The organism is Vreelandella halophytica (assembly GCF_968193635.1).
Genome location: NZ_OZ309107.1, coordinates 1,212,150 through 1,224,229, shown reverse-complemented (window position 1 = coordinate 1,224,229; position 12,080 = coordinate 1,212,150). Strand labels below are relative to the sequence as shown.

Annotated in this window: 13 protein-coding genes; 8 read left to right on the top strand and 5 right to left on the bottom strand. The window is 61.6% G+C overall.

Annotated features, from left to right (window positions below; genetic code table 11):
- Positions 1–32 precede the first annotated feature (32 nt).
- Complete coding sequence (rpe, locus tag ACWHXT_RS05765; RefSeq protein ID WP_447957578.1) at positions 33–728, bottom strand: ribulose-phosphate 3-epimerase; 696 nt, start codon at positions 726–728, stop codon at positions 33–35.
- A 278-nt stretch (positions 729–1,006) separates the two neighbouring features.
- Between rpe and cysP the strand changes: the two genes are divergently transcribed.
- The 4 genes from cysP to ACWHXT_RS05745 are packed head-to-tail and all read left to right on the top strand — an operon-like array spanning position 1,007 to position 4,817.
- Positions 1,007–2,038, top strand: a complete 1,032-nt coding sequence (cysP, locus tag ACWHXT_RS05760) for a thiosulfate ABC transporter substrate-binding protein CysP (RefSeq protein ID WP_447957577.1) — start codon at positions 1,007–1,009, stop codon at positions 2,036–2,038.
- 9 nt (positions 2,039–2,047) lie between these two features.
- On the top strand, positions 2,048–2,902 hold the full coding sequence (gene cysT, locus ACWHXT_RS05755; protein ID WP_447957576.1) for a sulfate ABC transporter permease subunit CysT: 855 nt from the start codon (positions 2,048–2,050) through the stop codon (positions 2,900–2,902).
- On the top strand, positions 2,902–3,729 hold the full coding sequence (cysW, locus tag ACWHXT_RS05750; RefSeq protein WP_447957575.1) for a sulfate ABC transporter permease subunit CysW: 828 nt from the start codon (positions 2,902–2,904) through the stop codon (positions 3,727–3,729). Before cysT ends, cysW begins: the two co-directional genes overlap by 1 nt.
- Positions 3,726–4,817 carry a sulfate/molybdate ABC transporter ATP-binding protein gene (locus ACWHXT_RS05745; protein WP_447895570.1) on the top strand — a complete coding sequence of 364 codons (1,092 nt, stop codon included), beginning with the start codon at positions 3,726–3,728 and terminating at the stop codon, positions 4,815–4,817. Before cysW ends, ACWHXT_RS05745 begins: the two co-directional genes overlap by 4 nt.
- A gap of 13 nt (positions 4,818–4,830) precedes the next feature.
- Here ACWHXT_RS05745 and ACWHXT_RS05740 read toward each other — a convergent pair whose 3' ends face one another.
- The gene (locus tag ACWHXT_RS05740; RefSeq protein ID WP_447957574.1) at positions 4,831–5,451 is read right to left on the bottom strand and encodes an alpha-ketoglutarate-dependent dioxygenase AlkB family protein; all 621 of its coding nucleotides are present in this window, start codon (positions 5,449–5,451) and stop codon (positions 4,831–4,833) included.
- A gap of 102 nt (positions 5,452–5,553) precedes the next feature.
- Between ACWHXT_RS05740 and ACWHXT_RS05735 the strand changes: the two genes are divergently transcribed.
- The gene (locus tag ACWHXT_RS05735; RefSeq protein WP_447957573.1) at positions 5,554–6,147 is read left to right on the top strand and encodes a YajG family lipoprotein; all 594 of its coding nucleotides are present in this window, start codon (positions 5,554–5,556) and stop codon (positions 6,145–6,147) included.
- 15 nt (positions 6,148–6,162) lie between these two features.
- Here ACWHXT_RS05735 and ACWHXT_RS05730 read toward each other — a convergent pair whose 3' ends face one another.
- The 3 genes from ACWHXT_RS05730 to ACWHXT_RS05720 all read right to left on the bottom strand — a co-directional run bounded on the left by ACWHXT_RS05730 (position 6,163) and on the right by ACWHXT_RS05720 (position 7,835).
- Positions 6,163–6,792, bottom strand: coding sequence for a thiopurine S-methyltransferase (locus tag ACWHXT_RS05730; protein WP_447957572.1), 630 nt, complete (start codon positions 6,790–6,792; stop codon positions 6,163–6,165).
- A gap of 9 nt (positions 6,793–6,801) precedes the next feature.
- On the bottom strand, positions 6,802–7,437 hold the full coding sequence (locus ACWHXT_RS05725) for a TIGR04211 family SH3 domain-containing protein (protein WP_447928538.1): 636 nt from the start codon (positions 7,435–7,437) through the stop codon (positions 6,802–6,804).
- A 68-nt stretch (positions 7,438–7,505) separates the two neighbouring features.
- Entirely contained in the window at positions 7,506–7,835 is a 330-nt protein-coding gene (locus tag ACWHXT_RS05720) for a DUF1820 family protein (RefSeq protein WP_447895565.1), read from the bottom strand.
- 202 nt (positions 7,836–8,037) lie between these two features.
- On the opposite strand from ACWHXT_RS05720, the gene ACWHXT_RS05715 reads away from it, so the two are divergent.
- The 3 genes from ACWHXT_RS05715 to ACWHXT_RS05705 are packed head-to-tail and all read left to right on the top strand — an operon-like array spanning position 8,038 to position 12,079.
- A complete protein-coding gene (locus tag ACWHXT_RS05715) occupies positions 8,038–9,261 on the top strand; it encodes an ATP-grasp domain-containing protein (RefSeq protein ID WP_447957571.1) in 1,224 nt (407 codons plus the stop codon).
- Between the two features lie 30 nt (positions 9,262–9,291).
- On the top strand, positions 9,292–11,316 hold the full coding sequence (locus tag ACWHXT_RS05710; RefSeq protein WP_447957570.1) for a hypothetical protein: 2,025 nt from the start codon (positions 9,292–9,294) through the stop codon (positions 11,314–11,316).
- 10 nt (positions 11,317–11,326) lie between these two features.
- A complete protein-coding gene (locus tag ACWHXT_RS05705) occupies positions 11,327–12,079 on the top strand; it encodes a TlyA family RNA methyltransferase (protein WP_447957569.1) in 753 nt (250 codons plus the stop codon).
- The last annotated feature ends 1 nt before the right edge of the window (position 12,080 follow it).

Sequence of the window (12,080 nt, the reverse complement as noted above, 5' to 3'; positions counted from 1 at the left end):
TAGCGCACGGGGCAGTTTAGCGCACAGGCAGTTTAGCGCGCGGGCAGTTGGCCGCGCAGCGCTTGGATGACCGAGTCGTAGCCGTGGGGGTCTTGTGCGCGGTGGGCGCTGAAGATCGCCGAGCCCGCCACGAAGGTATCCGCCCCGGCAGCGGCGATCTCGCCGATGTTATCGACCTTGACGCCGCCGTCCACCTCCAGCTTGATAGGGTGGTCTGCGGCGTCGATGCGCGCGCGGGCCTCGCGTAGCTTGTCGAGCGTACCGGGAATGAACGACTGGCCGCCAAAACCTGGATTGACGCTCATCAACAGCACCATGTCGATCTTGTCCATCACGTAATCCAGATGCGATAGCGGCGTGGCCGGGTTGAAGACCAGCCCGGCCTTGCAGCCGCCATCGCGAATCAGCTGTAGCGAACGGTCGATATGCTCGGACGCCTCGGGGTGAAAGGTGATGTAACTCGCCCCGGCCTCGATGAAATCGCTGATCATGCGATCCACCGGCTTGACCATCAGGTGAACGTCGATCGGCGCGGTCACGCCGTGCGCGCGAAGCGCCTTGCACACCATCGGGCCGATGGTGAGGTTGGGCACGTAATGATTGTCCATCACGTCGAAGTGGACGATATCCGCGCCCGAGGCCAGCACGTTGTCGACCTCTTCGCCCAGGCGGGCAAAGTTGGCGGATAGAATCGAAGGGGCGATTAAAAATTCTTGGGACGCGGTCATGAAACGCTCCTGAAGCAAGGCGGCTTTGCGCCTTCAAGAGGCGCCGGATAAAGCGCATATGGTAACAGAGCGCGTGCTAAAGCTCAGGGGTAAGCGCTACAAAGGGATCGGGAACATTCATATTCTTTAATTGAATATTAAACGCAATTGTAATTCCTTAAACCAAGGACTAACCTTGTCTTATCGCGAAAACGTCTATGGCAAGAACGCTCTGAGCGTTTTGAAGCATAACCCGCCTGACGTTCGAACTATCGCCCACCTTCGATAAGGAAGATTCGATGCGTTTAGCTTCTGTTTTATCCGCGCCCTTTAGCCGTACCGTGCTGGCCGTTGCCCTGGGTAGCGCCGCCGCCGGCGCTACCGGCACCGCCATGGCCCAGGAGCGCGAGCTCTTGAACTCTTCTTATGACATCGCCCGGGAGCTGTTCGTGGCGATCAACCCGGACTTCGTCGAGTGGTGGCAAGAGGAGCACGACGAAGAAGTGAGCGTCAGCCAGTCTCACGGCGGCTCTTCCGCCCAGGCGCGGGCCATCATGCAGGGCCTGCGCGCCGATGTCGTGACGTTCAACCAGGTGACCGATGTCGACGTACTCGCCGATGCGGGTCTGGTCGACGAAGACTGGCAGAGCGCGCTCGAGAACAACGCCTCGCCCTACTACTCCACCACCGCTTTTTTGGTGCGCAAGGACAACCCCAAGGGCATCGAGAGCTGGGACGACCTGGTACAAGAGGACGTCGAGCTGGTCTTCCCCAACCCGAAAACCTCGGGTAACGCGCGCTACACTTACCTGGCGGCCTGGGGCTTTGCCGACCGTGAGTTCGACGGCGACGAAGAGCAGATTCAGGACTTCATGCGCACGCTGCTCGCCAACGTCGCGGTGTTCGACACCGGCGGCCGAGGGGCGACCACCAGCTTCATCGAGCGCGGCATCGGTGACGTGCTGATCAGCTTCGAGTCCGAGGTCAACAACATCCGCCGTGAATACGGCAGCGACGATTACGAAGTCATCGTACCGCCGATGAGCGTACTGGCCGAATTCCCGGTCGCGGTCGTGTCCGAAAACGCCGAGCGTAACGGCAATACCGATCTGGCCGAAGGCTACCTTGAGTACCTGTACACCGAAGAGGCTCAGCGTACGCTGGCCGGCTTCAACTACCGGGTACACGATGAAACCGTTCTGGAGGAATTTTCCGATGACTTTCCGGAAACCGAGCTTTTCAACGTCGACGACGTGTTCGGCAGCTGGGACGACATCATGGAGACGCACTTCGAAAGCGGCGGCATGCTCGACCAGCTTCAGCGTCGCTAACGGTCAAATATGCGTCAGTTAACCTTTCGGTCATCCGGCAGCACGCGCGTGCTGCCGGGTTTCGGGCTGTCCATGGGGATCAGCGTACTGTTTATCTCGCTGGTACTGCTGCTGCCGATCACTGGCCTATTCGGCCAATTGGCCGGGCTTAGCCTGGCCCAATACTGGGCGATCATTACCGAGGGCCGCGTGGTCGCAAGCTACGCGGTCACCCTGGGCGCAGCGGCGGTGGCCGCGTTGGTGAATGCGCTCTTCGGGCTGCTGCTGGCCTGGGTATTGGTGCGCTACGAGTTTCCCGGCAAGCGCCTTTTGGACGCGCTGATGGATCTGCCCTTCGCCCTGCCCACCGCAGTGGCGGGGATAACGCTTGCCACGCTCTACGCCAGCAACGGCTGGATGGGCCGGCTGCTCGAGCCCCTCGGTCTTCAAGTGGCGTACACCTGGGTGGGCATTGCGCTGGCCATGGCGTTTACCAGTATCCCCTTCGTGGTGCGCACGGTGCAGCCGGTGCTCGAGGATTTGCCCGCCGAGATCGACGAGGCAGCGATGGCGCTGGGCGCGACCGACAGCGTCGCCTTTCGCAGGGTGATCATGCCGCACCTGTGGCCGGCCCTGGTCACCGGCACCGGGCTTGCCTTCGTGCGCTCGCTGGGTGAGTTCGGGGCGATCATCTTCATCGCCGGCAACATGCCTTACGAGACCGAAATCACCGCGTTGATGATCTTTGTTCGGCTTCAGGAGTACGACTATGCCGGGGCCTCGGCGATCGCTTCGATCGTGCTGTTCACCTCGCTTGCGCTACTGCTGGCCATTAACGTTTGGCAGGGGCGCTTTGTGCGCCGCCTGCACGGAGGAAATGGCTAATGCGCCGCGTAGGTGACGCGCCGGCCGTTCGGCGCTCGTTGATTAGTGCTGCGGTGTTGCTGTCGGCGCTTTTTTTACTGCTGCCCCTGGTGGCCATTTTCGCCCAGGCGTTCTCCCAGGGCGTGGCGGTGTTCTGGCAAAACGTCAGCAATGTCTACACTCTCCACGCCATTGGTCTGACGCTCGTCATCGCGCTCATGACCATCCCCATCTGTTTGGTGTTCGGCGTGGCGCTGGCGTGGCTGGTGACCCGGTTCACCTTTCCGGGCCGGCGGATTCTGCAAACGCTGATCGATATTCCCTTTGCGGTATCGCCGGTGGTGGCAGGGCTTGTCTACCTGCTGCTGTACGGGCGGGGCGGCTGGATCGGACGCTTTCTGGACGGTTATGATATTCAACTGATGTTCGCCTGGCCGGGTATCTTGATGGTCACGGTGTTCGTCACCTGCCCCTTCGTTGCCCGGGAGCTGATTCCGCTGATGCAGGCCCAGGGCTCGCGGGAAGAGGAAGCCGCGGTAACCCTGGGCGCCTCGGGCTTTACCGTCTTTCGGCGAATCACGCTACCCAACATCCGCTGGGCGCTTTTGTACGGCGTCATTCTGACCAATGCCCGGGCGGTGGGCGAATTCGGCGCGGTGTCGGTGGTCTCGGGTGCCATTCGGGGCCAGACCAATACCTTGCCGCTTCACCTCGAGCAGCTTTACCAGGATTACAACGCGGTCGGGGCGTTTTCGAGCGCGGCGCTGCTTGCGTTGATCGCGCTACTCACGCTTGCCGCCAAGGCCGCTTTGCAGTGGCGCGCTACCCGCCGGGAGGCTTTCTCATGAGCATTCAACTGCACAATATTGCCAAGCATTTCGGCGAGACCCAGGCGCTCGAACCGATCGACCTCGACATTCATGACGGCGAGCTGGTGGGCCTTTTGGGGCCTTCGGGGTCGGGTAAAACCACGCTACTGCGTATCATCGCCGGGCTCGAAAACGCCGACCGCTCGCCGAGTGCGGGCAAAATCATGTTCGGCGAACGCGACGTCACCCACGTTCACGTGCGCGACCGGCGCATCGGGTTCGTCTTTCAGGACTACGCGCTTTTTCGCCATATGAGCGTTTACGACAACATCGCCTTCGGGCTGACCGTCATGCCGCGCAGCCAGCGCCCTTCCAAAGGCGAGATTCGCGCGCGGGTCTTTAGGCTTTTGGAAATGGTCAAGCTCGAGCAGTTCGCCAACCGGCTGCCCGCTCAGCTCTCCGGCGGCCAACAGCAGCGCGTATCGCTGGCCCGCGCTCTGGCGGTCGAACCCGACGTACTGCTGCTCGACGAACCCTTCGGCGCACTGGACGCGAAGGTCCGCCAGGACCTGCGCCGCTGGCTGCGCCGCCTGCACGAAGAGCTCAACTTCACCAGCGTATTCGTGACCCACGACCAGGAGGAGGCGCTGGAGCTTTCGGACCGGGTAGTGGTGATGAGCAACGGGCGTATCGAGCAAATCGACACACCCGAGGCGCTCTACCGGGCGCCTAAAAACCGCTTCGTGTTCGAGTTTCTGGGCGACGTCAACCATTTGGAAGGACGCGTGCGAGGCGGCGTACTCACCTGCGGCGACGCGCATTTGCGGGTCGATCTCCCCGACGGTGACGAGGAGCTTTTGCTGCGCCCCCACGAAGTTCGCTTGAGCGAAACCTTCGAGCAAGGCGTTCACCTGCCGGTGACGATCACCGCGTTCTCGCTGGTCGGCGCCGAGGTGCGCGTGGAGCTCGAGGCCGACTGGCTGGCCGCCCCCTGGCTTGTCACGGTGCGCCACGCGGATTTCGAGCGGCTAAACATCCACCGCGGCCAGCGCCTCTACGCTCACCCTCGCCGCTGGCACCGCTTTGCCGATGATGCCCCCCAAACACAGCAGGCGCATTCGGACTAACCAAAAACGCCGCTCATCGAGCGGCGTTTTGCATTTGTCGAAAGGTCAGGTTGACCCGCATCTCCTGGCTTTTTTTGGTTTTGGGCAGGCTGTGCCACCAGTGGGTTTGGGTCGTGCCCTGCATGATCAAAAGGCTCCCGTGAGCCAGCTCGAGCGACACCCTCTCCTTGCTTGCCTTATGCTTGAACGAAAAGCGCCGCTGCCCGCCCAGGGTGAGCGAAGCGATCACACCTTCCGGGGCGAGCTCTTTCTCGTCATCGCTGTGCCACCCCATGCCCTCGTCACCGGAGTGGTAAAGATTACAAAGACACGAGTTGAAATGCGCCCCGCTTTCGGCCTCCACCTGCGCTTTCAGCGCCAGCAATAACGCAGGCCAGGGCCTGGCCGCCTTGGTTTGGCCGGAGTAGGTGTAGGCGGTGGGCGCATCCGCATACCAAGCAACCTTGCGCTTTGTAACGATCTCGCGGCCGAACATCACCAACCGCTCCTGGGCCCAGTCCAGCTCCTCCACGCAGCGCGCCAGATAAAGCGTGGCCTCCGCTTCGCTGAGCACCGGGCCCTGGTAAAACGCTTCGCCGTCCCGGGGGAGTAGATTGGCAGGCTCGGCGACGGAAAAAAGCTCATTGCGTTTCATGAACGTCCTCTTGTTAGCGCCTTGCGCAAACGTCGGCGTTTGAATGTACCCGGCGCCCCAGCGCACGCTATACTCACCTTTTAGCCATCGCGGAGAAACACCATGCTTCGGCGTCATTTTTTATCGCTGTCCACAGCGCTGGTTGCCGGCGTACTGCTTGTCGGTTGCGCAAGCCCTCAATATCTTCAGCTCAGCCCGGAGCGCACCGCCGAGGTGCCCCAGGTGGGTTCGGGTCAACAGGTCAGCGTGGCCGCGGTGGATGCCCGGGAAAGCGAAGTGATCGGCACCCGCGCCGGGGGCAGCATGTCCACGGCTCAGATCACCGTGAATAGCCACGAAGTGATTCCACGGCTGCAAGCCGAGGCGGAGCGAGCGGTTCAGGAAATGGGCTTCAACCCGACCACCAGCCCCGCCCAGGGCGGCCCTAGCCTGACCCTCGAGCTTGCCAGCCTGCACTACGGCCAGGGCGATAGCGGACAGCCCCTGGTGGACGAGGCGCGTATCGAAGCGGTGTTTCGCGCCATTGCGCAAAACCGCGGCACGACGTACACGGGTACCTACACCTCGCGGCGCACCCAGGGCTATGCCATCAAACCCGGTGAAGCGACCAACACGCGCATGATCAACGACCTGTTGAGCGACGGCCTGAACCGGGCGTTCAGCGACCCGGAGCTTGCCAGGCTTTTGGCGCGCTAAGCATGAAAGCGCGGGTCACACTGGCCCGCGCCGCTTGAGCGCCCACACCTGCTCGCTCATTCCGCGCGCATCGGCGGCGCCCCTCCCCAGAAGTTCCAGCGCGAAGTTAGGCATCAATAGCTTTCGCACCTCGTCTTCCGGCACGCTAAACGGCGGCCCTTGGCCCTCTTTTTCGTGAGTGACGCTCACCAGTAGCCCACGCGCCCCGGGCGGAATCAGTTGGGCAAGATGAAAGGCGTAGCGCTGGCGCGCCGCCGGGGCCAGGGCGATCAGCGCGGCGCGATCGTAGAAAGCGCCGAGTTCGAACGTCTGGCGAATGTGCAGATGGAAAAAGTCGCCACACCAGAGCTCGATACTGCCCTGACGGGCCACCTCGAACCCGGCCTGTTCGTAGCGCGACACCCCGGCCGGGGAATCGCTTAAAAACTGCGCGACCGCCTCCGGGGCAAGCTCCACGCCCAGCACCGGATGGCCCTGATCGGCCAGCCAGCGCATGTCCAGACTTTTACCACAAAGCGGCACTAGCACTTTGGCGTCTCTGGCAATGCCAAGGGCCGGCCAGTGCTCGATGAGTGCCGGGTGGGTCGAGGCTTGATGAAAGCCGATACGCCCTTCTTGCCAGCGCTTGCGCCACGCGTTTTCCATCAAGGCCTCTTAAAACCAGCGGTCGCGTTTTTTACGCCGGCGCGGCAGATGCGGCACGATCAGGCCGACCAGCAGTCCCGCACCCGCCACGCCACCGCCGTACATGAAGTAGCGCATCAAAAGATCCTCCTCCTGAGTGTCCAGGCGGGCCTGTAGCGCACGCACCTGCTGGCGGGAGTGATCGGCTTCGCTATCGAGCTCGCTGTTGCGCGCTTCGAGCTCGGCAATGCGCTGTTCGCGAACCTCCAGGGTATCGCGCATCGAGGCGACGCGCTCCTCCCAGGTGTCGTTGATGCCTTCGAGTTCGTCGGCCAACTCCTCTACCTGCTCTTCGAGCTCGGGCAGTTGTTCACGGGCGCTTTGGGTTTGCTGTAGCTCTTCGCTCAGCACCCAAACGGCATCGCCACCGTTGCCGCGTACGCGCGTGTAGCTGCCGCTCTCTTCCAGTACCTCCACCTGCTCGCCGGCGTTCAACGTTCCGACGATCCGATAGCCGTCCGTCGGGCCGCTGCGCACGAACGTGCTCAGCTCTTCACTCACCCACGCCTGACCCTCGGTTTGCGCCAGCACCTGGGGGCTTACGGTACTCAACAAAAAACCGGTGGTGGCCAGACACCCCAATAAACGAGACTTTTTTACTTGCATGACATCAAATCCTGATCGTAAATACATACGCCAATAGCAGCCGCTTGAACGAGGGCGGGGCTTTATACTCACCCTTCGCCGCGGGGAGGCAGCGGGAAAGGACGCGTAAACTCAGCGACCCGAGTATCGCTTTTGACGACCTTCAGCGGGCCCTCGCGCTCGACTTCGTCGATACGCACGATGGCATTGAGCGGCAGGTAGCTGCGCTTCACGCCCTCGAAGGTGCGCTGTAGTTTCTCCGCGCCGGGATCCACTACCATCCGTGAAGCATCGTCAAAGACAAACTCCTCGACTTCAATAAACCCCCAGAGTTCGCTTTGAAAGATCTCTCTGACGTATAAATCCCACACTTCACCCTGCTGGTGAACGACTACTCGGTAGACCGGCCTGGTCGCCATCCTGGCCCTATCCTCTTGCCGTTTAAAGGTTAAAACTCCGAACCTAGACTACCATATTCATGTGCCTGCCTTTTACTGCCGCGTGCACGTTTAACGCTTTTGTACCGTTGATGCACGTAATCAAGCCGCCCTGTTCCGGGTAGCCAAGTGGTGTATGGTCGTGTCAGCGCAGGTATTTTTTCACCCCAAAGGAGTTACCAGTATGGAAAAGGATTCAAATAAGGGTTATATCGCCCTACTTGGTTGGAGCCTTAATGCCATCGAAGCAGCGGAAAAATTCGACCGCCGCTATATCGTGGTTGCCCCCGATTGGGCCAAAGAGTACTGCCAGCAGCACAACATCCCCCACGTGCCGTGGAATTTCGAGCGCCTCAACGACCGGTCGCTGGAAATCGCCGAAACCCTGAAGGACAAAGGCGTGGATGTCGCCATTCCGCTGTTCGAAGAGACCGTCGAGTGGGCCGGCGCCATCAACTCGGTGCTGTTGGATAACCCCCGCCTTTACGGCCAGTCGCTGCTTTTACGCGATAAAGCGCTGATGAAACGCCGCGCGCAGCTCGGCGGCATCCGCGTGGGCATCTTCGAAGAGGCCCACGATAAAGACGACGTCATTCGCTTTTTGAAGCGCGTCAACCAGACGCTGCTCAAGCTCGACGGCGACCCCAACGACCCGATTCACTTGAAAGCCTTCGACAAGGCCGGCTGTTTGGGCCACCGCGTCATTCGCACCCCGGACGAAGTCGATCTCATCCCGGAAGAAGAGTTTCCGGTCTTGATGGAATCGCACCTCGATGGCTGGGAATTCGCCGTCGAAGCGTGGATTCATAACGGTAAAATCGCCTTTTTGAACATTTCCGAATACGTGACCCTGGGCTACTCGGTCTTCGTGCCCGCATCGCCAGAGCTCGAAAAGTACCGCGCACAGATCACCGCCCAGATCGAAAAGCTCATCAAGACCTTCGATATCGAGTTCGGCTTGATCCATCCCGAGTACTTCGTCACCAGCGACGGTGAAATGTACTTTGGCGAAGTGGCCTACCGTCCGCCGGGGTTCAAGGTGTTCGAGCTTTTGGAGCGGGTGTACGGTTTCAACGCCTATCAGGCTTCGATGCTGGTGTTCGACCCGAAAAGCACTCCGGAGGAGGTCGCCGCGTTCTTCCCCAAAGAGGTGGTCGATGCCAATGGCTTCGCCGGCTGCTTCGGCGTTTATCCGCGCCGCCGCGTGGTCAGCCGTCTGGAAATTCCCGAAGAGACCGAGGATCACCCCTACTTCGAGTCCCACGAACTGACCACGCCGCTCGAGGAAACGGTCACCAAGCGCACCGCGTTCGGTACCCACTGGGGCCTGATTTACTTCAAGGGCGACGACGCCCATACCCTGCGCGATCTGCTAAAACATCAGGAAGACCTCGACTTCTATGTATAATCCCCGCCCTTGCCGGGAAAAGGAGCCGTTGTGACGACCGCCAATGAAGCAGAACCGCCGAAGCTCGTCGGGCTTTTGGAAAAACTGGATGACGCGCTACACAGGCTAAAAGAGGCCCCCGCGTTCAGCCGGCCCGAAAAACTGCCTCGCGTACTGGACACGGCTCGCCGTGTCCTCATGCAAGACGGTGGTTGCCAGGCAATCGAAAGCCGTACAGCGGATTTTGAATCCGCTGCGGTTTTTCAAGGCTCTGACTGGGAAACGCCCCAGTACTTGCAGCCCACACTTGCCACGTTCGCCCTCAAAAGCGCCGATCCTAATACCGTGGTGATCGAGGCACTCAGCGAGCTTCGTCTGCTGGCCGTGGCCAAGGGCGAGTACCGTCACACCCTGATTACTCAGGAGCAGGCGCACCACTATCTGACCCAGGTGATGGCGCTCAACCTGACCCTTTTATTCAGCGCGGCAAGCGAGGCCGAGCGCGAAACGCAAGGCCGGCTTGCCACGCTCTCCCGCACGCTTTTCCAATACCTGGCTCAGCGCATCGGCTTTGAACACATCCTCGATCAACTGATCGAGGAGATCTGGCGTATCCTGAAGCAGCGTCCGGTCCAGGTCGACGGCATCAAGCAGATGATCACCCAGATCGCGCTATGCCAGGCCAACCCGGACATCGACCTGGGCGCCAGCGGCCAGGGGGCCGACCGGCTGGTCAGCTCGCTTTTCGGGCCTACCCAGGCCTGCCGCGAAGACCCGGGGGTCGAGATTTACCAGCGCCGCCTCGAGGGGATGGATACCACCGCACTCCAGGCCGAATCCACCGGCTGCGCCCGCGCCATGCACGACACCGGCCTGGTGTCGCCTTACCACGCGGTGCTGCTACGCTTTTGTCTGGATGAGAGCGACCACCTGCTGGGCGAGGCGCTGGGCCTCTCGACGACCGGGCGCGACTGTATGCTGTGCTATCGCGAGCTGGTGCACGGCTTGATTCGAGAAAGCGTCCACCCTGCCACCGCCCAGGCGGTGTACGGCCTGGCGCTGTTGCTCGAGCGCGGCATTCTCTACCAGCCCCCGGTGGCGCCCGCCATGTGGCGCCAGCTCAATCTAGCGATTTCCGACTGGGCCAGGGCGCGGCTGACCAACACCTATGGCGATACGGTCAGCCCGAACGCCCGGCTCATGGAGGGCGTGCTCTGTTTGCTGGGGCTGCCGCTGGGGGTGGGCCAGGGTAACAACCCGACCTGCCAATCCGCTCGCGCGCTTTCGATGTGGGCCTACAACGACCCGGACTACCTGCTGCAAATGGTCGCCTGGGCGACCCGGGACGACGAGATCATCATGCACTTCGAAGGCCAGCCGATCTCCTCGAAAGAGAGCGTATCCGGGGTGGCCACGGCGCTTCCCATGGACCTCGATCCGGTCTCGCTGATCGTGGTGCCGCATCTGGACCGTATCTACGCCGAAATGGGGCGGCGCTGTATTGGCCGCGAAGGCGACCCGCACCGCTGGGTCAACCCGGAGTTTCACGGCTGGTGGTCCGGGCGTGGCTTTCGTATCAACGTCGATGTCCAAAGCGGCAAGCTTTGCGACGTGGACGCCTTCATCCGCCACTTTTACGCCAGCTATCATCCGTTTTATAACGGCAACCAGCCGCTGATTCACCCGCAGCCCGCGGGCATCGCCGTCACCGACAGCGCCGGGCGCTTCATCGGCTGGCACGCCATCACCATTCTGCGCACCTCCCTCGACCCGACGGACACCATGCGCGTCTATTTTTTCAACCCCAATAACGACAGCGGCCAGGATTGGGGCGATGGCGTCAAGGTCAGCACCGCCGGTTTTGGCGAGCGCTTCGGCGAGGCTTCGCTGCCCTTCGATCAGTTCACCTCCCGGCTTTATATTTATCACCACGACCCGCTGGAGCGCGGCGAGCCGGCGACGGTACCCCGCGACGAGCTCGAACGCGTGGAAGGCTACCTGCACCGCAGCTGGGGGGCCGCGCGCCTGCCCGCCATCGAACTTCAGGCAAGCCACCCGCCCCACTCACCCTGTTAACGCTTTCGACATGACACGACTCGACCAACTACTGGCAAGCCTGGGGCTTGCCAGCTCCCGTACTCGCGCCCAGCGCCTCATTCGCAACGGCCGCGTACGCCTTGAAGACGGCACGCCCCTTACCCGGGCCTCGGAGAAATGGCCGTCGGACACTACGTTTCTCATCAGCGACGACCCGGAGGAGCGCTTCGTCTCCCGGGCCGGCTTGAAGCTCGAAGGCGTGCTGCACGCGCTGGATATGCGCCTGGACGGGCTCAACGCGCTCGATATTGGTCAGTCAACCGGTGGCTTCACCGATTGCGCCCTGCGCTTTGGCGCCCGCCACGTGATCGGCGTGGAAGTCGGCCACGGCCAACTCGCCGCGCTTCTTCGCGAAGATAGCCGGGTCACCTGCCTGGAGGGGCTGAACGCGCGGGCCATGAGCCGCTGTGAGGCGCTTTTAGGCGCTCTCGAACAGCACCCGCCGGATATCGCGGTAATGGACGTCTCGTTTATTTCCCAAACGCTGATCATTCCCGAGCTCGCCGCGCTACTCCCGCCTGGCGGGCGGCTTTTGTCACTGGTGAAGCCGCAGTTCGAGCTCGACCCCAAAGCGCTCGACAAGCGGGGCGTGGTACACGACGCCAGCCGCTTTGCCGAGGTCAAAACACGTGTGCTTGATTGCTGTGGTGAGCACGATATGAAGGTGACCCACTGGCAGGAGAGCCCGATTACCGGGGGTGACGGCAATCGGGAATTTTTGCTGCTCGCCACCCGGGCCTGAG